Origin of the sequence: Mycobacterium sp. 852002-40037_SCH5390672 (assembly GCF_001665875.1) — a bacterium.
Taxonomy (GTDB): Bacteria; Actinomycetota; Actinomycetes; order Mycobacteriales; family Mycobacteriaceae; genus Mycobacterium.
The window spans coordinates 25,735-46,760 of the sequence record NZ_LZTA01000128.1 but is presented as its reverse complement, the minus strand read 5'-3'; the positions used below and the strand labels follow the sequence as shown (position 1 = coordinate 46,760).

The window sequence follows — 21,026 nt, the reverse complement described above, 5'->3', positions numbered from 1 at the left end:
TACGAATGAGACATGGCTGTCGTTATGTCTCACAGCGCACCGGTCACATTTCAGCTGGCCACCGCCGACACGTGGCCGAATCCGTGGTCGATGTACCACGCGTTGCGCGACCACGACCCCGTGCACCACGTCGTGCCGCCCAACCATCCCGAGCATGACTACTACGTGCTCTCCCGGCACGCCGACGTGTGGGCCGCGGCCCGCGACCACGAGACCTTCTCCTCCGCCCAGGGTCTGACCGTCAACTATGACGACCTGGAATTAATTGGACTGCAGGATAATCCACCGTTTGTGATGCAGGATCCACCCGTACACACCGAGTTCCGCAAAATGGTGTCACGCGGGTTCACGCCGCGACAGGTCGAGGCCGTGGAGCCCAAGGTCCGGGAGTTCGTCGTCGAGCGCATCGAGGGGTTGCGCTCGGCCGGCGGCGGCGACATCGTCACGGAGTTGTTCAAACCGCTGCCGTCGATGGTGGTCGCCCACTATCTCGGTGTGCCCGAGGAAGACTGGGCGCAATTCGACGGCTGGACCCAGGCGATCGTCGCGGCCAACACCGCCGAAGGCGGCGTCGCGGGCGCCCTGGAAACCGTGGGCGATGCGGTCGGGTCGATGATGGCCTACTTCACCGGGCTGATCGAACGGCGCCGGATCGAACCCGAGGACGACACCATCTCGCACCTCGTGGCCGCCGGGGTCGGCGCCGACGGGGACGTCGCCGGCACGCTGTCGATCCTGGCGTTCACGTTCACCATGGTCACCGGCGGCAACGACACCGTCACCGGCATGCTCGGCGGCTCGATGCCGCTGTTGCACGAACGGCCCGACCAACGTCAGTTGCTGGTGGACAACCCCGACCTGATCACCGACGCGGTCGAGGAGCTGCTGCGGATGACCTCACCGGTGCAGGGACTGGCCCGCACCGTCACCCACGACGTGACCGTCGGCGAGACGACCATCCCCGCCGGGCGCAGGGTGCTGTTGCTATACGGCTCCGCCAACCGCGACGAACGCCAATACGGTTCGGACGCAGGCGAACTCGATCTGACCCGATGCCCCCGCAACATCCTGACGTTCAGCCACGGCGCACACCACTGCCTGGGTGCCGCCGCCGCCCGGATGCAATCGCGCGTCGCACTGACCGAACTGCTGGCCCGCTGTCCGGACTTCGACGTGGACGAATCCGGCGTCGTCTGGGCCGGCGGCAGTTACGTCCGGCGTCCGCTGTCGGTGCCGATTCGAGTGAAGTCCTGATGCCCGGCAACGACTGGCTGGGTACGCATCGGACCGAAGCGGCCGCCGACCGGATACTCGACGCGGCCGAGCAGCTCTATACACAGCGCGACTCGGACTCGATCGGCATGCACGAAATCGCCAGGGCTGCAGGTTGTTCCCGCGCGACGCTGTACCGGTACTTCGAGAATCGCGAGGCGCTGCGAATCGCTTACGTCCACCGCGAAACCCATCGGCTGGGCCGCGAGATCATCGCGCGCACCGGCGACATCGAGGACCCGCGGCAACGGCTGATCGCGAGCATCCTCGTCACGCTGGGGATGGTTCGCCAGAGCCCCGCGCTGGCGTCCTGGTTTGCCACCACCCGCCCGCCCGTAGGTGGCGAATTGGCCGGGCAATCCGACGTGATCGTGGCCCTGGCAGTGGCATTCCTGCATTCGCTGGGACCCGACGATCCCGCCGTCGTCGAACGCCGGGCCCGTTGGACGGTGCGGGTGATCGTCTCGCTGCTGACGTACCCGGGCCGCGACGAAGACGAAGAGCGGGCGATGATCGAGGAATTCCTGGTGCCGATCGTGACGCCGGTGTCCGCCCGCGGCTAGTTGTGATCGCGCGCGCGGTGGCTCAGTCGCGGACGCGGGTGAATCGGTGCAGCAGCCACGCCAGCGGGATCGTCACCACCACCGTCGCGATGTACAGATACAGCATTGAGCCGGTGTAGACGTGCGCGCCGACCACGTAGTCCATCGCGAATTCCATGGTGATCAGGTGGATCAAAAAGATCTCGTAGGAGATCTCTCCCAGCCACAACATCGGGCGGCTGGCCAGTAATCGCGAATACCAGCCGTGGTCACCCAGCGCCAGCGGTGCCACCGCGAGTGCGGCGATCACAGCATAGAAACATGTCTTGAACAACGCCTCGCTCAGCGTCGCCGGGGAGGTCGTGGGAGCGCCGGCAATGGGCGTGGACACGATGAAGTAGCTGATGACGGCCAGCGGTACGGCCACGAACCCGTAGCCGCGCACCCCCATCTCCTGGAGCACGGTAAGAATCATTCCGGCGAGGAACCAGGCTAGATAGGTGGGCAGCCACAGCCGGGCGCCGTCGGGAAACCAGTGGTCGGTGTGCACCAGCACCAGCCAGGCCGGGCTGATCAACAGCATCCCCGCCAGGGCGCCCAGCACCAGTTTCGGCTGCCACTGCCGCCGGCAGATCAGCACCAGCAGCAGGTAGGCCAGCAGCGGCAGCACGACATAGAACGACCCCTCCACCGCCAGGCTCCACATCTGGGTCAGCCCCTGATGCAGATACTTGCCCAGGTAGCCGTTGCAGTAGATCTGGGTCAGCGTCAGATTGCGCGCCAGCCCCAACCAGCTGTGTCCGGGGTTCGGCCCGGCATCGCGGAAGTGGTACAGGACGTAGGCGAACAACACCGTGATGACGTAGGCGGGCATGATGCGCCGAACCCGGTGCCACGCATAGCGACTCAGCGACGGCGGTGGGCCGCCTTTCGCGGCCGACTTGACCCACGGGCGGAACAACAGGTAGCCGGAGAGCACGAAGAAGATCGGCACGCCGATCTCCATCCGGGAACCGACCAGTCCCCAATAGCCGTGCGTGTATTTGCCGGTGGTGTAGGCCGCGTGGGTGCCCACGACCAGGAGCGCGGCGACCGCGCGGATCCCGGTCAGCGAGGCGACCCGGTCGACGCGAGAGGTCTGCTCGAGCCCGCCCTGGGCGTCTTGTTCTTCGGACAGCGTCATCCGCCGTGTTTCCTGCGCGGCTTCCCACCATCTCGGCTGCGCGGATTGGCGGATGACCGCTCCGGTTGCAGGTTGATCAGCACTCCCGAAATACGGGTGTTCTCAAGCCTTTTCAACGTCGAATTGGGCAACTTGGCCGGCAGTTCCACCAGGGAGAAATCCGGCCCGATCGCGATATGGCCGAAATCGCTGCGATGCAACCCTCCCTCGTTGGCAATGGCGCCGACGATCGCGCCCGGGCCGATCTTGTGCCGCTTGCCCACCGCGATGCGATAGGTGGCGAAGGGCCGTGCATCCCTTGGCCTTTCGGGGCGGTCACGACGTTCGGTACGCCGCTCGCGCCGCTCCGGCGGCGGTTCGGGCGACATCAGGAACTCTCCGCCGTCGCGCGATTGCAGTGCCAGCGCCGCGGCGATATCGACCATCGGGGTGTCGTGCTCGCGTTCATAGTCCTGGACCAACTTGCGGAACAGCTCGATCCCGGGAGCATTGAGCGCGGTGGTGATGGAATCGGCGAACTTGGCCACCCGCTGCGCGTTGACGTCCTCGACGGTGGGCAATTCGGCTTCGGTGAGCGTTTGCCGCGTGGCCTTTTCGATCGCCTTGAGCAGGTGGCGCTCTCGCGGCGAGACGAACAGCAGCGCGGTTCCCGAACGTCCGGCCCTGCCAGTGCGTCCGATCCGGTGCACGTAGGACTCGGTGTCATGCGGGATGTCGTAGTTGAGCACGTGCGATATCCGTTCGACGTCCAGCCCGCGTGCGGCCACGTCGGTGGCGACCAGGATGTCGATGCTGCCGTCCTTCAGGGCGGCGACGGTCCGCTCGCGCTGGCTCTGCGGGATGTCTCCGTTGATGGCTGCCGCGGAAAAACCTCGGGCCCTGAGCTTTTCGGCGACTTCCTCGGTGGCCTGTTTGGTTCGGACGAAAATGATCATCGCCTCGAACGCCTCGACCTCCAGGACCCGCGTCAGCGCATCCATCTTGCGCGGGCCGGCGACCTGGATGTAGCGCTGCGAAATGTTCTCGGCGGTAGCGGTTTTCGCTTTGGTGCTGACCTCGAGCGGATCGTGCAGATACTTAGTGGTGAGCTTGCGGATGGCGGCCGGCATGGTCGCGGAGAACAACGCCACCTGCTTGTATTCCGGGGTCTCGGACAGTATGCGATCGACTTCTTCGGCGAACCCCATGGTGAGCATCTCGTCGGCCTCATCGAGCACCAGGTAGTCGACGCGTGACAGGTCCAGCGTCCCCCGCTCGAGGTGGTCGATCACTCGGCCCGGAGTGCCGACCACCACGTGGGCACCGCGTCGCAGTCCGGCCAGCTGCACGCTGTAGGACGAGCCGCCATAGACCGGCAGCACGTTGATCTTGGGCAGATGGGCCCCGTACCGGCTGAACGCCTCGGCCACCTGCAGGGCCAGTTCCCGGGTGGGTGCGAGCACCAGCGCCTGGGTTGCGGTGCTGGTGACGTCGATCTTGGACAGAATCGGGATCGCGAACGCGGCGGTCTTGCCGGTGCCGGTCTGGGCCAGCCCGACGACATCGGAGCCCGCCATCAGCGCCGGGATGGTCGCGGCCTGAATGCCGGTGGGCGATTCGTAGCCGACGTCGGCGATAGCCCGCAAGACCAAGGGATTGATCTGCAGGTCGGCAAACGTCGGTGAGGCAGCTTCAGTCGAGCTGTCCGGGAGGGTCATCGTCCAAGGAGTCTAGTGGTGCTCGCGAGCTCGGCCGAGCTGAGCGCTGCGCGTGATCATCAGCACACCCGGCCATGCCTGCCACAGCCCCGGACCCGATGACGGTACGGTGCGGAGATGTGTGGTCGCTACCGGGTCGTACCGAGCCACTGAGCGGCTCGGCCGCTGTCGCTCTCATCGCCTTCACGTTGACCGGCTGCGGTTCGGGAGACTCCACCGTCGCGAAGACACCCCCGCCCAGGACGACTTCGGAGACCGCATCGATCACCGCTCCGGCCACACCGTCGCCGGCCGCCCAACCCGGCAATGCGCCGCCGACCGACCCCTGCGCGGTCAACCTCGCCTCGCCCACCATCGCGAAGGTGGTGTCCGAGCTGCCCCGCGACCCGCGCAGCCAGCAACCCTGGAACCCCGAACCGCTGGCCGGCAACTACAACCAGTGCGCGCAGCTGTCGGTGGTCATCATCAAGGCCAACACCAACGCGGTCAGTCCGACCACCCGTGCGGTGCTGTTCCACCTCGGGCAATTCATCCCGCAGGGTGTGCCCGACACCTACGGATTCAACGGCGTCGACGCAGCGCAAACCACGGGTGACACGGTCGCGCTGACCTATCCCAGCGGGATCAACGGCTTGAACACCGATGTGAAGTTCCACTGGAACGGCAACGCGGTCGAACTCATCGGCAACACCCCCGCCCACTAATCGAGGGCACGCCCGCCCGGCACAACCCTCCTGTCGGAGCGCTGGCCTACTGTGGCTCCAGTGTTGGTCTCCGGCGACAGCATCGTTTACAGCGCATCGGATCTTGCCGCCGCCGCCCGCTGTGAATTCGCCCTGCTGCGCGATTTCGACGCGAGGCTGGGCCGCGGGCCAGCGGTCACCGTCGAGGACGATCTGCTCACGCGGACGGCCGCCCTCGGTAGCGAACACGAGCGACGCGAGCTCGCCTCGCTGCGCGACCGCTTCGGACAGTCCGTCGCGATCATCGGCCGCCCCGCCTACACGCCCGCGGGCCTGGCGGCAGCCGCGGACGCCACCCGGCGTGCCGTCGCCGACCGCGCGCCCGTGGTGTATCAAGCCGCAATGTTCGACGGCCGCTTCGCCGGCTTCGCCGATTTTCTGGTCCGCGACGGCGAGCGGTATCGCGTCGTTGACACGAAACTGGCCCGCTCAGCCAAGGTGACCGCGCTGTTGCAGCTGGCCGCCTACGCCGACGCGTTGGCCGCCTCGGGCGTCCCGGTCACGCCGGAGGCCGAACTGCGGCTGGGCGATGGAACCGCGGTGCGGCATCGCCTTTGCGACCTCATCCCGGTGTACCGCTCCCAGCGGGCCCGCTTGCAGCGCCTCCTCGATGAGCACCATGCGGGCGGTACCGCGGTGCGCTGGGACGACGAAGGCGTGGCCGCCTGCTTTCGCTGCCCGTTGTGCCTCGAGCAGCTGCGGGCGGCCGACGACGTGCTGCTGGTCGCGGGCATGCGAGTAAGCCAGCGCGACAAGCTGTTTGGCGCCGGCATCAGTACGGTTGCCGAGCTGGCCGATCATCGCGGGCCCGTGCCCGGCCTGGCCGCGGGCGTCCTGAACAAATTGACCATCCAGGCGAAACTGCAAGTCCGCCAACGTGAAACCGGCGTTCCCCAGGTCGAGGTCATCGATCCTCAGCCGCTTGCCCTGTTACCTGAGCCCGACCCGGGAGACCTGTTCTTCGACTTCGAAGGCGACCCGCTGTGGACCACCGATGGTCGCGAGTGGGGCCTGGAATATCTGTTCGGCGTGTTAGAAGCCGGGCCGACGGGCAAGTTCCGCCCGCTGTGGGCGCACAACCGAGCCGACGAACGCAAGGCGCTGATCGACTTCTTGGCGCTGGTGGCCAAACGCCGCAAGCGCCGACCCAACATGCACATCTACCATTACGCGCCCTACGAGAAAACCGCATTGCTGCGACTCGCAGGTCGCTACGGAGTGGGCGAGGACGACGTCGACGAACTGCTGCGCAGCGGCACGCTGGTCGACCTTTACCCCTTGGTGCGCAGGAGCATTCGCGTGGGTGCGGAGTCGTTCAGTCTCAAGGCGCTGGAACCGCTCTACATGGGGGCCCAACTGCGCGCGGGCGACGTGACCACGGCCACCGGTTCGATCACCTCCTACGCACGGTACTGCGAACTCCAGGCGGACGGCCGCGGCGACGAGGCCGCGTCGGTGCTCAAGGAGATCGAGGACTACAACCACTACGATTGCCGGTCGACTCAGGAATTGCGTAACTGGCTGATGCTGCGCGCCTACGAATCTGGCGTCGTACCGATCGGCGTCCAGCCCGTGGCCGACGGCAACACCGTCGATGACCGCGACCGGCTGGCGGTGACGTTATCGGCGTTCACCGGAGCTGCCGGCATCGACGACCGTACCGCGCAGCAGACAGCGGTGGCGCTGCTGGCCGCGGCGCGTGGCTACCACCGGCGCGAGGACAAGCCCTTCTGGTGGGCGCATTTCGACCGGCTGAACTTCCCCGTCGACGAGTGGGCGGATAACACCGACGTGTTCGTCGTCGAGCGCGTGTCGGTCAGTGTCGACTGGAACACGCCTCCCCGCGCGCGCAAACCGCAGCGGCGGCTGCAGCTACGCGGCGAGCTGGCGCGCGGTGACTTGAAGAGCGACGTTTTTGCGCTCTACGACCCGCCGGCGCCGCCCGGCATGACCGACAACCCGGACCGGCGCGCGGCCGGGCGGGCCTCGGTCGTCGAAGCCGACGATCCGGCGGTCCCCACCGAAGTGGTGGTGCTTGAGCGAGTCGGCGGCGACGGCAAGACCTTTCACCAGCTGCCGTTCGCCCTGACCCCCGGCCCGCCCATTCAAACGACGGCCCTGCGCGAGTCGATCGAGGAAACCGCGGCGGCGGTGGCCGCCGGACTGCCGCAACTGCCCGGCAGCGCCATCGTCGACGTGCTGCTGCGCCGCGCGCCCCGCACGCGGGGTGGTGCTGGCCTCCCGCATGGCGATGACACCGTCGCCGACATCACCGCCGCGTTAGTCGCCCTGGATTCGTCGTACCTGGCGGTGCACGGACCGCCCGGTACCGGCAAGACGCACACCGCCGCCCGCGTGATCCACCACCTGGTCACCAAACACGGCTGGCGCGTTGGTGTCGTCGCGCAATCGCACGCCACCGTGGAGAACGTCCTGGACTGTGTGATCGATGCCGGCCTGGATCCGCAACGGGTCGCGAAGAAACGCTACGACCACCAGGGCCCGCGCTGGCGGGAGATCGACGGCGGCGCGTACGCCGCGTTCCTCGCCGACACGCCGGGATGTGTGATCGGCGGGACGGCATGGGATTTCGCCAATGCCAATCGGATACCGCCGGGAAGCCTGGACCTGCTGGTGATCGACGAAGCGGGCCAATTCTGTTTGGCCAACACCATCGCCGTGGCCCCGGCCGCCGCCAACCTGCTGCTACTCGGGGACCCTCAGCAGTTGCCGCAAGTCAGCCAGGGCACTCATCCCGAGCGCGTGGACACCTCGGCGCTGGAGTGGCTGGTCGACGGTCAGCGCACCCTGCCCGACGAACGCGGCTACTTCTTGGATCTCTCGTATCGAATGCATCCGGCCGTCTGCGCCGCGGTTTCGGCGCTCTCCTACGAGGACAGATTGCATTCCCACGAATGCACCGCCGCCCGCCGCCTCGACGGGTGCCGGCCTGGCGTGCAGCTGGTTTCGGTTGAGCACCAGGGCAACTCGACCGAGAGTCCCGAGGAGGCCGGCGCGATCGTCGCCGAGATCAACCGACTGCTCGGCGCTTCCTGGACCGACGAACACGGCACCCGGGCGTTGACCGCCGGTGACGTGCTGGTGCTGGCGCCCTACAACGCCCAGGTGGCGTTGCTGCGCCGCCGGTTGACCGCCGCGGGGCTCGGTGGGGTGCGGGTCGGGACGGTCGACAAATTTCAGGGCGGACAGGCCCCGGTCGTCTTCATCTCGATGACGGTGTCGTCCATGGATGTGGTGCCCCGCGGAATCTCTTTCCTGCTCAACAGGAATCGGCTCAACGTCGCGGTGAGTCGGGCCCAGTATGCGGCGGTGATCGTGCGCTCGGCGGCACTGACGGAATATCTGCCCGGCACACCCGCGGGCCTGATCGACCTGGGCGCCTTCCTGGCGCTCACGCAGCCCGATCTGCGCTGACGGCTAACCGGTTGACGAGTGCCTGCCCGAACCGGTGGGGTCGTCGTCCGGATCGGAACGGTGATGCTGACCTCGCAGCGACTCTCCCTCGGTGAAATGCCGCCCCGCCGAGCCGTTGTGGTGGCGTCGCGGAGGCCGGGTGAGCCGATCGCCCGGTGGGATGGATTTAGGCGGACGCCGCACCGCCACCTGGCGGAGCCGTTTGCCGCTGTCCACATGAGACCCATTGTGGGCGTGGCCGATCGGCTGACCTTGCGCGGCAGGTTCGTCGAGCACCGTCTGCCACGGATCGGTGGGACCGCGGCGTGGCGCTGCGGTAGGCGCCGGGCGCGGGCGATCGAGCCGCTGCCGGGGTGGCTCAAGGTTGCGTCCCCGCTCGGCGTCGGGCTCGCGCACCAGGACGAATTCGACGTACTCGTCGTCGTCGTAGTCGTCGTCGACGATGTCATCGCCGTCGGATGCGAGCGGTCCGTCGCCCGCCATGCCATCCCCCTTGCCCGCCCGAGGCGCAAACCCCACCAAGAACAGTGCGGCGATGATTCCGAACAACGCGACGAACGCCGGCAACAGCACCGATTGCGACATCGCGGCGGCGAACGGTTCGCGCAGGAACCCGGGCAGCTGCAAGGTGAGCGCATCCTCGCCGGCGGCCCCGCCGGACGGCTGCCGCGGCATCTCGGCGGTGATCCGCCATGTCATGAACGCCGCCATGCCGGCGCTGCCGAGCACCGCGCCGAGCTGGCGCACGGAGTTGTACACCGCAGAGCCCGCGCCGGCCAGCTGCGGCGGCAGGTTGCGCGTCGCGGTGGCCGTCAGCGGTGACCACACGAACGCCATTCCGACACCCATCGCGAAGAACGGCAAAACCAGCCGCCAGATCGGCGTCGTCGGCGACATCTCGAAGGTGAGCCAGGTCAGCGCGATCGCCAGCACCGAGAAGCCGAAACCGAGCACCGGCTGCGGATGGTATTTGTCGACGATCTTGCCGACGAACGGCGCGAAGACACCGTTGGCGATCGCCATGGGCGCGATCAGCAAGGCCGAGCGCGTCGGCGAGAGCCCGCACACGGCCTGCGCATAGAACGTCAGCGGCAGCATCATCGCCGTCGCGGTGAACGAGATGATGGCCACCCCGACGTTGCACAGGCTGAAATCCCGGTCGCCGAAGATCACCAACGGAATCAGCGGCTCGTGGGCGTTGAGCGACTGCCAGAACGCGAAGGCCGTCATGAATCCGACGCCCGCGACGATCAATGCCCAAATCCAGGGTTGCCAGTGCGCGGCCTGGCCCTGTTGCAGCCCGAACACGATCAGGAAGATGCCCACGCCGGACAGCGCGACTCCGATCAGGTCGAAGCGGTGCGACTGGGTGGGCAGCACCGGGATCAGCCAATAGGCCAGCCCCAGCCCGAGGACGCCGATGGGGACGTTGACGAAGAAGATCCACTGCCATCCCAGCCCGTCGACCAGCACACCACCGGCCAGCGGGCCCACCAGACTGGCGGCGCCGGCGGTGGCGCCCCACAGGCTCACCGCGACGCCACGTCGCTGCGCCGGGAAGATCCGGGTGATGGTCGACAAGGTCTGCGGGGTGAGCAGCCCCGCGCCGACGCCCTGCACGACGCGCGCCGCGATGAGCATGGCCGCGCTGCCGGCCAGCCCGCACCAGACCGAGGAGACGGTGAACACCACCAGGCCGATCAGGTAGAGGTTCTTCGGGCCGAACCGGTCGCCCAGGCGCCCGGCCACCAGCAACACGACCGCATAGCCCAGCAGGTAGGCGCTGGTCACCCAGACCACGGTGTCGTAGCCGATGCGCAAACTGGCCATGATGGTCGGGTTCGCGATGGCCACGATGGTCGAGTCGACCATGATCATGAAAAAGCCGATCATCATCGCCCACAGCGGGTTCCAGGGGTTCTGTGACGCCGCCGTGCTTCGGGTGAGAAAGTCCCAGCGGTTGGCGGCCTGGGCCGGCCCCGAGCCCGCGCGCCGCGCTCCCCCGGGCGTGCGGGGCGTAGCCGTGGTCATCCACCCCACCTCGTTTCACTCCCGACGATGCTGTTCAGCCGTATCGGCCCGTTTGGTCGACCGGCCCAACCCACGCAGCTGATATACCCGAGCGCGGAGCGATACCAGCATGGGGACCGAGAAACGGCACGGACCGTCGCGGACATCCAGCCTGCATTATTCCCGGTGAGGCAAGGGGCCGGCAGCCAAGGATCCGGCCGGGGAGCATATCGCGTCAGGATTTGCCGCGGGCGCGTTAGCCTGGAAGAACGCCAGGTGCAGGAGAGACAAATATGCGGGCTCGACGGAAGAAGTCGCCGAACCGGTTTTTCACCATGTCCAACGCGGGACAGCCGCCGAGCGCCGACAACGGCCGGCCCAAAATGTCCGCGCGGGCGTTGGCGCAGGTCATCGAGCGGAGCTCGCGGTTGCAGGGCCCGGCCGCCGAGGCCTATGTGACCCGGCTGCGCAACGCCCACCCCGATGCCAGCCCGGCGGAGATCCTGGCCAAGCTGCAGAAGCGATACCTGGCCATCGTGACCGCCGGCGGCGTTGCGGTGGGGGCCGCCGCGACCATCCCCGGCATCGGCACGATCAGTGCCCTGTCCGCGGCGGCCGCCGAAACCGTCACCTTCTTGGAGGCCACCGCGTTCCTGGTGTTGGCGGTGGCGGCGGTCTACGACATTCCGGCCGATCACCGGGAGCGACGTCGCGCGCTGGTGCTGGCGGTGCTCGTCGGCGACAACAGCGAGCACGCCGTCGCCCAGCTGATCGGTCCGAGGCGCACCAACGGCGGCTGGATCTCGGAGAGCCTGGCCGCCCTGCCGCTGTCGTCGATGTCGCGGCTGAACTCACGGCTGCTCAAGTCGTGGGTCAGGAAGTACACCCTGCGGCGCGGCGCGCTGTTGTTCGGCAAACTGCTGCCGGTCGGGATCGGGGTCGTGGTGGGTGCCATCGGCAACTACCTTGCCGGTAAGAAGATGATCCGCAATGCCAACCGGGCTTTCGGCGCCCCGCCCGCGCGCTGGCCCCGCGCGCTGCATCTGGTGCCCCCGGTCCACGAAGCCGGCTAGTGGCGATCGCAAGCGCGGCGTAGCCGGGCGCAGCGGGTCGCCACCATCGGGACCGCCCCTCGGCGGTCCTGGTGACCCCGGTCAGCCTGGCGGATCGGCAGCGAAAGGTTAGCCTTATAGGGCGGAACAATGGGTACCGCCATGGGTGTGAGGTGTCCGGTCATCCGGGGCCGACAAGAGTGCAGGTGCCACGGGAATGCGCCTGCGAAACAGAAGGATTGAGGCGAACTGCGGTCGTGAGCAACATAAGTTCACCATTCGGGCAAAACGAATGGCTGGTCGAGGAGATGTACCGCAAGTTCCGCGACGACCCCTCGTCAGTCGATCCGAGCTGGCACGAGTTTCTGGTCGACTACAACCCCGAAGCGACCAGTGAATTCGCGCCGGCCGCCTCGACCAGCGGCGATGGCCCGCAGGCCACCGCGGCGGCACCGCCGAAACCGGCTCCGGCGACCCCGCAAACCACCGAGCCCGCCAGGCCCACACCGCCTGCCAGCACTGCCGCCGGCAATGGGAGCGCGGCGCGGCCGGCCAAGGCCTCTGCTCCCCCGCCGGCGGACGGCGACGAGCTGCAGACCCTGCGGGGTGCCGCGGCGGCCGTCGTCAAAAACATGTCGGCGTCGCTGGACGTGCCGACCGCGACCAGTGTCCGCGCCGTCCCGGCCAAGCTGCTGATCGACAACCGGATCGTCATCAACAACCAGCTCAAGCGCACCCGCGGCGGCAAGATCTCGTTCACCCACCTGCTGGGCTACGCGCTGGTGCAGGCGATCAAGAAGTTCCCGAACATGAATCGGCATTACGCCGAGGTCGACGGCAAGCCCACCGCGGTGACGCCCGCGCACACCAACCTCGGCCTGGCCATCGACCTACAAGGCAAAGACGGCAAGCGTTCCCTGGTGGTCGCGGGGATCAAGGGCTGCGAAGCCATGCGGTTCGCGCAGTTCGTCACCGCCTACGAAGACATCGTGCGACGCGCCCGCGATGGCAAGCTGACCGCCGAAGACTTTGCCGGCGTGACTATTTCGCTGACCAACCCGGGCACCATCGGCACGGTGCACTCGGTGCCGCGGCTGATGAGCGGCCAGGGCGCCATCATCGGTGTCGGCGCCATGGAGTACCCCGCGGAGTTCCAGGGCGCCAGCGAGGAACGCATTGCCGAGCTGGGTATCGGCAAGCTGATCACGCTGACCTCGACCTACGACCACCGCATCATCCAGGGCGCGGAGTCCGGCGACTTCCTGCGCACCATTCACGAGATGCTGCTGTCGGATGCCTTCTGGGACGAGATCTTCCGCGAGCTGGGCAACCCGTACCTGCCGGTGCGCTGGAGCACCGACAACCCGGACTCGATCGTCGACAAGAACGCCCGGGTGATGGAGTTGATCGCGGCCTACCGCAATCGCGGTCACCTGATGGCCGACATCGATCCGCTGCGGTTGGACGGCAGCCGCTTCCGCAGCCACCCCGATCTCGAAATTCTCAACCACGGCCTGACGCTGTGGGATCTGGACCGGGTATTCAAGGTCAACGGCTTCGCCGGATGCCAGTACAAGAAACTGCGCGACGTGCTGGGTCTGCTGCGCGACGCCTACTGCCGCCACATCGGCGTGGAATACACCCACATTCTCGAACCGACACAGCAGGAATGGCTGCAGCAGCGCGTCGAGACCAAGCACGTCAAACCGACGGTGGCCGAGCAGAAGTTCATCCTGAGCAAGCTGAACGCGGCCGAGGCATTCGAAACCTTCTTGCAAACCAAATACGTTGGCCAGAAACGTTTTTCACTTGAGGGTGCGGAAAGCATCATTCCGATGATGGACGCCGCGATCGATCAGTGCGCCGAGCACGGACTCGACGAGGTGGTCATCGGCATGCCGCACCGCGGCCGGCTCAACGTGCTGGCCAACATCGTCGGCAAGCCGTACTCCCAGATCTTCAGCGAGTTCGAGGGCAACCTCAACCCGGCACAGGCGCACGGGTCCGGGGACGTGAAGTATCACCTGGGCGCCACCGGTGTGTACCTACAGATGTTCGGCGACAACGACATTCAGGTGTCGCTGACCGCCAACCCGTCGCACCTGGAAGCCGTCGACCCGGTGCTCGAGGGTCTGGTGCGCGCCAAACAGGACCTGCTTGACCGCGGTGCGGAAGACCACGGGGACGAAAAAGCCTTCTCGGTGGTGCCGATGATGCTGCACGGCGACGCCGCGTTCGCCGGCCAGGGCGTGGTCGCCGAGACGCTGAACCTGACCCACCTACCCGGTTATCGCGTCGGCGGCACCATCCACATCATCGCCAACAACCAGATCGGCTTCACCACCGCGCCGGAGTATTCGCGGTCCAGCGAGTACTGCACCGACGTCGCGAAGATGATCGGGGCGCCGATCTTTCACGTCAACGGCGACGACCCGGAAGCGTGCGCGTGGGTGGCCAAGCTGGCCGTCGACTTCCGGCAGGAGTTCAAGAAGGACGTCGTCATCGACATGCTGTGCTACCGCAAGCGCGGCCACAACGAGGGCGACGACCCGTCGATGACCAACCCCGCGATGTACGACGTCGTCGACCTCAAGCGGGGAGTCCGCAAGAGCTACACCGAAGCCCTGATCGGCCGCGGCGACATCTCGATGAAAGAAGCCGAGGACGCGCTGCGCGACTACCAGGGCCAGCTGGAGCGGGTGTTCAACGAGGTTCGCGAGCTGGAGAAACACGGCGCGCTGCCCAGCGAATCGGTCGAGGCCGACCAGATGCTGCCCGCCGGCCTCGCCACCGCGGTGGACAAGGCGCTGCTGGCCCGCATCGGTGACGCATTCCTGGCGATTCCGGACGGCTTCACCGCGCACCCGCGCGTGCAGCCGGTGCTGGAGAAGCGCCGGGAGATGGCTTACGAGGGCAAGATCGACTGGGCTTTCGGTGAGCTGCTGGCGCTGGGTTCGCTGGTGGCCGAGGGCAAGCTGGTGCGGCTGTCGGGGCAGGACACCCGGCGCGGCACCTTCTCCCAGCGGCATTCGGTGATCTTCGACCGCCACACGGGCGAAGAGTTCACGCCGCTGAAGCTGTTGGCGACCAACGCCGACGGCACCCCGACCGGCGGCAAGTTCTTGGTCTACGACTCGCCGCTGTCCGAGTACGCCGCCGTCGGCTTCGAGTACGGCTACACGGTGGGCAACCCGGACGCCCTGGTGTTGTGGGAGGCGCAGTTCGGGGACTTCGTCAACGGTGCGCAGTCGATCATCGACGAGTTCATCAGCTCCGGTGAGGCCAAGTGGGGCCAGCTGTCCAATGTCGTGCTGCTGCTGCCGCATGGCCACGAGGGCCAGGGCCCCGACCACACCTCGGGTCGCGTCGAGCGCTTCCTGCAGCTGTGGGCCGAGGGTTCGATGACGATCGCGATGCCCTCGACACCGTCGAACTACTTCCACCTGTTGCGGCGCCACGCCCTCGACGGTGTGCAGCGTCCGCTCATCGTGTTCACGCCGAAGTCGATGCTGCGCAACAAGGCCGCGGTCAGCGACGTCAGGGACTTCACCGAGATCAAGTTCCGCTCGGTGCTCGAAGAGCCCACCTACGAGGACGGCATCGGTGATCGCAGCAAGGTCAGCAGGGTCCTGCTGACCAGCGGCAAGATCTACTACGAGTTGGTGGCCCGCAAGGCCAAGGACAACCGCGACGATGTGGCGATCGTGCGCATCGAGCAACTCGCTCCGCTGCCGAAGCGCCGGCTGCGCGAAACGCTGGATCGCTACCCGAACGTCGAGCAGTACTTCTGGGTCCAGGAGGAGCCGGCCAACCAGGGTGCATGGCCGCGATTCGGGCTGGAGCTGCCCGAGCTGCTGCCCGACAAGTTGACCGGGATCAAGCGCATCTCGCGCCGGGCGATGTCGGCCCCCTCGTCGGGCTCGTCGAAGGTGCACGCCGTCGAGCAGCAGGAGATCCTCGACACGGCCTTCGGCTAGACCGGCGAGGGCGCAATCGGCTACCCGCAGGTATCAGGGACCGCTGGTACCGGCTAGCCTCGACGCAAACGTGCCGATTAGGAAGGGTGCTCATGCAAGGGTTCGCCGGCAAGGTCGCGGTGGTGACGGGCGCGGGTTCGGGTATCGGGCAGGCGCTGGCCCTTGAGTTGGCCCGATCGGGGGCCAAGGTGGCGATCAGCGACGTCGACCTCGAGGGTCTGGCCCACACCGAGGACCAGCTGAAAGCCATCGGCGCGGCCTTCAAGTCCGATCGGCTCGACGTGACCGAGCGCGAGGCCTTCCTGGCCTACGCTGACGGGGTCAAGGAGCATTTCGGCAAGGTCAACCAGATCTACAACAACGCCGGCATCGCCTTCACCGGCGACGTGGAAGTCAGCCAGTTCAAGGACATCGAACGGGTGATGGACGTCGACTTCTGGGGCGTCGTCAATGGCACCAAGGCGTTCCTTCCGCACCTGATCGCCTCCGGCGACGGGCACGTCATCAACGTATCCAGCGTGTTCGGGCTCTTTTCGGTGCCCGGGCAGGCTGCCTACAACTCGGCCAAGTTCGCCGTGCGTGGCTTCACCGAGGCGCTGCGCCAGGAGATGGCGGCCGCCGGCCACCCGGTGGCCGTGACCACGGTGCACCCCGGCGGCATCAAGACCGCGATCGCGCGCAACGCCACCGCCGCCGAGGGCCTCGACCAGGCCGAGCTGGCCAAACTGTTCGACAAGCGGCTGGCCAAGACCACCCCACACCGCGCCGCCCAGATCATCCTGGACGCGGTGCGCAAGAAGAAGGCGCGGGTGTTGGTCGGACCGGACGCCAAGGTCCTGGACTTCTTGGTGCGGCTGACGGGTTCGGGTTATCAGCAGCTGTTCGGGCCGGTGATGGGCCGGTTGCTGCCCAAGCAGTGACCGATCTCTCAGGGTCGATGACCGTTGATTCACCATTTCGGCCTGCTGTAGCCAGCATCGCTGGTAACGATTAGCGTCAAGCGGTCAACCCTGGTCGAGGGAGTGTTGCATGGATAGGTTCGCCGGCAAGGTCGCCGTCGTCACCGGTGCGGGTTCCGGTATCGGCCAGGCGTTGGCGGTGGAGCTGAGCCGGGCGGGTGCCAAGGTGGCGATCAGCGACGTCGACACCGAGGGGCTGGCGCAGACCGCCGAACAGCTGACGGCGATCGGCGCGGCGTTCAAGTCCGATCGGCTCGACGTGACCGAGCGTGGGGCCTTCCTGGCCTACGCGGACGCCGTCAACGAGCACTTCGGCACGGTGAACCAGATCTACAACAACGCCGGCATCACGTTCATCGGATCCATCGAGGACAGCCGGTTCAAGGACATCGAGCGGGTGATCGACGTCGACTACTGGGGCGTCGTCAACGGCACCAAGGCATTCCTTCCGTACCTTATCGCCTCCGGCGACGGGCACGTCATCAACATCTCGAGTGCGCTGGGGCTGTTCTCGGCGCCCGGCCAGGCGGCCTACGTCTCGGCGAAGTTCGCCGTCCGGGGGTTCACCGAGGCGCTGCATCAGGAGATGGCGGCGGCCGGTCACCCGGTGCGGGTGACGACGGTGCATCCGGGCGGCATCAAGACCGCGTTCGCCCGCAACGCCACCGGGGTCGAGGGCCTCGACCATGCCGAGCTGGCCAGTATGTTCGAGGAGCAGCAGGCCAAGACCACCCCGCAGCGAGCCGCCCAGCTCATCCTCGAAGGCGTGCGCAAAAACAAGGCGCGGGTGCTGGTCGGTCCCGACGTCAAAGCGATGGACCTGGTCGTACGGCTGACGGGCTCGAGACCGGAGCGGCTGCTCGGCGGCCCCATCATGGGCCGGCTTCAGCAGGTTGTGCACCGGTTGATGCCGAAGCGCTGACCCGGTCGATGAGCGCGTGGATACGCGCGAAAGAGAGCCGGGGCACGTCAGCCCTGACCCGGTCGATGAGCGCGTGGATACGCGCGAAAGAGAGCCGGGGCACGTCAGCCCTAGCCGTCAGCGGCCGAGCGGATGCTCGGCCAGCCAGCCTCCCGCCACCGCCTGCGGGTCGGCGCCGGTGCGCACCTGCCGGCGCATCTCGGCCAGGGCGGCGGTGTCCAGCACGCCGGCCACCTCGTTGATCGCCAGCAACTGCCGTTCGCTGAGCGCGTTGCGGCGATAAAGCGGCACCACGTTCTCGGCGCGGATCAGTGCGGGTTTGCCGTCGGCCAGCGCGACCAGATCGCCGGGAGTGCCCGGGTCGGCGGTAGTGGTCCATCCCGCCGTCAGCTCGCCGCCCCGGATTGCCGCGAACATCGTTGCGCTGTCGGGGAATTCACGCGGCGCGGGAAGTCGGCACGAGCCAACTGTCGACGGTTCCTGGCGCCCGGCGGCGGCCCCGACGACAAGGCCGTCGCAGTGTCGGGGCAGCGTGCTCAAGTCCGCGCTAACATCGCTGCCGCCCCACGCTTTGGCGGTGGGCCGGCTTACTAGCAAGACGGGCTTGTCCTCAGCGGCGGTCGTGTAGTCGCCCGCCACGACGCCTTCGGGCAGCGCGGCGATCATCGCGCGGTAGACGTCTTTGTCCGACATTGCCGTCGCGCCGGGCTGCAAGGTTTGCAGCATGCGCCCGGTGAAGGCGGGAACGACGGTGAATGCGCCGGAATCCAGTTGCTGCTTCGGGTCGGCCGCGGTTGCGGCCCGCGCACCGAACCCGTAGGACCGCAGGGCGGCGACGTACACGCCGGCCAGCAGCACCGAATCGGCGTCAGGCCGGGATCCGACCACCACTTCGGCACGGGCACGACGGTCGCCGGTGTCGGTTGCGCAACCGGCCACAACGAGTGCGGCGGCGAGCAGCGGCACCGCCAGCCTGGCGATTCTCACCCCCCGGCGACGGAGGTGTCTGAGGCTTCTGTGGCCAGCGCCACCGCTGTGGCGACGGCTTCCCCGACCCGGGTGTCCAGCGGGCTGGGGACGATCCGGTCGAGCGCAAGGTCGTCGCTGGCGGCCGAGAAGATCGCCTCGGCCGCGGCGACCATCATCTTTTCGGTGATCCGGCGGGCACCGGCTTCCAGCGCACCGCGGAAGACCCCGGGGAAGGCCAGCACGTTGTTGATCTGGTTCGGGAAATCACTGCGGCCGGTGGCCACCACCGAGGCGTACTTGGCCGCGACGTGGGGGTGGATTTCCGGATCGGGGTTGGACAGCGCGAACACGATCCCGTTGGGCGCCATGGTGGCGATCATCTCTTCGGGCACCACACCCCCCGACAACCCCAGGAAAACGTCGGCGCCCTGGACGGCTTCGGCCAGACTGCCGGTGAGGCCGTCGGGATTGGTGCGCCGCGCCAGAGCCACCTTGACGTCGTTCATGTCGTCGCGGCCAGGGTGCAGAATCCCGCGCGAATCGAGCACAGTGATATCCGAAACACCCATCACCATAAGGAGATTGGTGCACGCGACACCGGCCGCGCCGGCTCCGGAAACCACCACTTTCAGCGACGTCATGTCGCGGCCGAGCACCTTGCTCGCACCCATGAGTGCGGCCAGCACCACGATCGCCGTGCCGTGCTGATCGTCGTGCATCACCGGGCAGTCCAGCGCCTCGATCAGGCGACGTTCGATCTCGAAGCAGCGCGGTGCGGCGATGTCCTCGAGGTTGACGGCGCCGAACGTCGGGCGCAGGCGCACCAGGGTTTCCACGATCTCGTCGGGATCTTTGGTGGCCAGCACGATCGGGATGGCGTTCAGTCCGCCGTACGCCTGGAACAGGGCGCACTTGCCCTCCATCACCGGCAGCGACGCCGCGGGCCCGATGTCGCCGAGGCCCAGCACCGCGCTGCCGTCGCTGACCACCGCGACCAGCCGGTTCGCCCACGTGTAGCGAGCGGCCTGGGCGTGGTCGGCGGCGATCGCACGACTGACCTGCGCCACGCCGGGGGTATAGGCGATCGACAATGCGCGTTGGGTGTCCAGGGGCGACGTCAGGCCTACCGAAAGCTTGCCGCCTACGTGTGCCTCGAAGATCTCCGCGTCGGTGATCACGCCCTGCTCTGCGCGCGTCTGTATCGATTCAAGCAATTCGGACACGCGCTTCAGGGTACTGACTACCCATTAGTAGCCCTAATTGGTGACGTGGGTCTCAGATCAGCTTGAGCTCGGTAACCGCGCTGCGCTCGTCGACCAGCTCGGCGGTGGTCTTGTCGATTCGGCCACGCGAGAATTCGTCGATCTCCAGCCCCTGCACGATCGACCAGTTGCCGTCCTTCGTGGTCACCGGGAACGACGACACGATCCCCTCGGGCACGTCGTAGGAGCCGTCGGAGTAGACCGCCATCGACACCCAGTCACCGTCCGGGCTGCCCAGCAGCCAGGAACGGGCCGCGTCGACGGTGGCCGACGCCGCCGAAGCGGCCGAGGAGGCGCCGCGCGCGTCGATGATCGCCGCGCCGCGCTTGGCGACGGTCGGGATGAAGTCGTTCTCGATCCAGTTCTGGTCGTTGACCACCTCGGCCGCGTTCTTGCCGCCGACCTCGGCGTGGAAGATGTCGGGGTATTGGGTGGCCGAGTGGTTGCCCCAGATGGTCACCTTCTTGATGTCGGTCACCGCGGCACCGGTCTTGCGGGCCAGCTGCGAGATCGCCCGGTTGTGGTCCAGGCGGGTCAGCGCGGAGAACCGCTCCTTGGGAATGTCGGGGGCGTTGCTCAGCGCGATCAGCGCGTTGGTGTTGGCCGGGTTGCCGGTCACGCCGATACGGACGTCATCGGCGGCGACGGAGTTCAGCGCCTTGCCCTGCGCGGTGAAGATCGCGCCGTTGGCCTCCAGCAGATCGCTGCGCTCCATGCCCGGGCCGCGCGGCCGCGCGCCGACCAGCAGCGCCAGGTTGACGCCGTCGAAGATCTTGTTCGCGTCCGCGCCGATCTCGACGCCGGACAGCAACGGGAACGCGCAGTCGTCGAGCTCCATCACGACGCCCTCCAGCGCCTTGAGCGCGGGCTCGACCTCCAGGAGACGCAGCTCGATCGGGCGGTCGGGGCCCAGCAGCGAGCCACTGGCCAGGCGGAACAACAGGCTGTAGCCGATCTGGCCGGCGGCGCCGGTGACAGCGACCTTGAGAGGACTTGCGCTCAC

The 21,026-nt window shown here is 67.3% G+C and carries 14 protein-coding genes; 8 read left to right on the top strand and 6 right to left on the bottom strand.

The window, feature by feature from the left end:
* Positions 1 to 12: 12 nt before the first annotated feature.
* Together A5782_RS23035 and A5782_RS23030 are read left to right on the top strand one after the other, a co-directional pair.
* Entirely contained in the window at positions 13 to 1,254 is a 1,242-nt protein-coding gene (locus A5782_RS23035) for a cytochrome P450 (RefSeq protein WP_197694323.1), read from the top strand.
* Positions 1,254 to 1,835: a TetR/AcrR family transcriptional regulator gene (locus A5782_RS23030; RefSeq protein WP_067104413.1), complete on the top strand. Its 582-nt coding sequence runs from the start codon at positions 1,254 to 1,256 to the stop codon at positions 1,833 to 1,835. Before A5782_RS23035 ends, A5782_RS23030 begins: the two co-directional genes overlap by 1 nt.
* A gap of 22 nt (positions 1,836 to 1,857) precedes the next feature.
* Here the strand turns inward: A5782_RS23030 and A5782_RS23025 are convergent, their stop codons facing one another.
* A complete protein-coding gene (locus A5782_RS23025) occupies positions 1,858 to 2,997 on the bottom strand; it encodes an acyltransferase (protein WP_067104411.1) in 1,140 nt (379 codons plus the stop codon).
* On the bottom strand, positions 2,994 to 4,694 hold the full coding sequence (locus tag A5782_RS23020; protein WP_067104409.1) for a DEAD/DEAH box helicase: 1,701 nt from the start codon (positions 4,692 to 4,694) through the stop codon (positions 2,994 to 2,996). Before A5782_RS23020 ends, A5782_RS23025 begins: the two co-directional genes overlap by 4 nt.
* 98 nt (positions 4,695 to 4,792) lie before the next feature.
* Here A5782_RS23020 and A5782_RS23015 point away from each other — a divergent pair, with 98 nt between their 5' ends.
* Positions 4,793 to 5,398 (top strand): LppP/LprE family lipoprotein, encoded by a 606-nt coding sequence (locus tag A5782_RS23015; RefSeq protein WP_067104407.1) that lies wholly within the window; start codon positions 4,793 to 4,795, stop codon positions 5,396 to 5,398.
* Between the two features lie 60 nt (positions 5,399 to 5,458).
* A complete protein-coding gene (locus A5782_RS23010) occupies positions 5,459 to 8,872 on the top strand; it encodes a TM0106 family RecB-like putative nuclease (RefSeq protein WP_067104405.1) in 3,414 nt (1,137 codons plus the stop codon).
* A gap of 3 nt (positions 8,873 to 8,875) precedes the next feature.
* Here A5782_RS23010 and A5782_RS23005 read toward each other — a convergent pair whose 3' ends face one another.
* A complete protein-coding gene (locus A5782_RS23005; protein WP_067104404.1) occupies positions 8,876 to 10,903 on the bottom strand; it encodes an MFS transporter in 2,028 nt (675 codons plus the stop codon).
* Between the two features lie 272 nt (positions 10,904 to 11,175).
* Between A5782_RS23005 and A5782_RS23000 the strand changes: the two genes are divergently transcribed.
* From A5782_RS23000 to A5782_RS22985, 4 genes are all read left to right on the top strand, one after another.
* The gene (locus A5782_RS23000; RefSeq protein WP_197694322.1) at positions 11,176 to 11,955 is read left to right on the top strand and encodes a hypothetical protein; all 780 of its coding nucleotides are present in this window, start codon (positions 11,176 to 11,178) and stop codon (positions 11,953 to 11,955) included.
* 236 nt (positions 11,956 to 12,191) lie between these two features.
* Complete coding sequence (locus A5782_RS22995; protein ID WP_067104401.1) at positions 12,192 to 15,911, top strand: multifunctional oxoglutarate decarboxylase/oxoglutarate dehydrogenase thiamine pyrophosphate-binding subunit/dihydrolipoyllysine-residue succinyltransferase subunit; 3,720 nt, start codon at positions 12,192 to 12,194, stop codon at positions 15,909 to 15,911.
* 92 nt (positions 15,912 to 16,003) lie between these two features.
* Positions 16,004 to 16,831 carry an SDR family oxidoreductase gene (locus A5782_RS22990; RefSeq protein ID WP_067104399.1) on the top strand — a complete coding sequence of 276 codons (828 nt, stop codon included), beginning with the start codon at positions 16,004 to 16,006 and terminating at the stop codon, positions 16,829 to 16,831.
* 109 nt (positions 16,832 to 16,940) lie between these two features.
* Positions 16,941 to 17,792 carry an SDR family oxidoreductase gene (locus tag A5782_RS22985; RefSeq protein ID WP_067104397.1) on the top strand — a complete coding sequence of 284 codons (852 nt, stop codon included), beginning with the start codon at positions 16,941 to 16,943 and terminating at the stop codon, positions 17,790 to 17,792.
* Between the two features lie 117 nt (positions 17,793 to 17,909).
* Here A5782_RS22985 and A5782_RS22980 read toward each other — a convergent pair whose 3' ends face one another.
* From A5782_RS22980 to A5782_RS22970, 3 genes are read right to left on the bottom strand one after another with little or no spacing between them, the layout of a single operon-like run.
* On the bottom strand, positions 17,910 to 18,779 hold the full coding sequence (locus A5782_RS22980) for a glycine betaine ABC transporter substrate-binding protein (RefSeq protein WP_067104395.1): 870 nt from the start codon (positions 18,777 to 18,779) through the stop codon (positions 17,910 to 17,912).
* On the bottom strand, positions 18,776 to 19,984 hold the full coding sequence (locus A5782_RS22975) for an NADP-dependent malic enzyme (RefSeq protein WP_067104393.1): 1,209 nt from the start codon (positions 19,982 to 19,984) through the stop codon (positions 18,776 to 18,778). The genes A5782_RS22980 and A5782_RS22975 overlap by 4 nt, the downstream gene beginning before the upstream one ends.
* A gap of 52 nt (positions 19,985 to 20,036) precedes the next feature.
* On the bottom strand, positions 20,037 to 21,026 hold the full coding sequence (locus A5782_RS22970) for a malate dehydrogenase (RefSeq protein ID WP_067104391.1): 990 nt from the start codon (positions 21,024 to 21,026) through the stop codon (positions 20,037 to 20,039).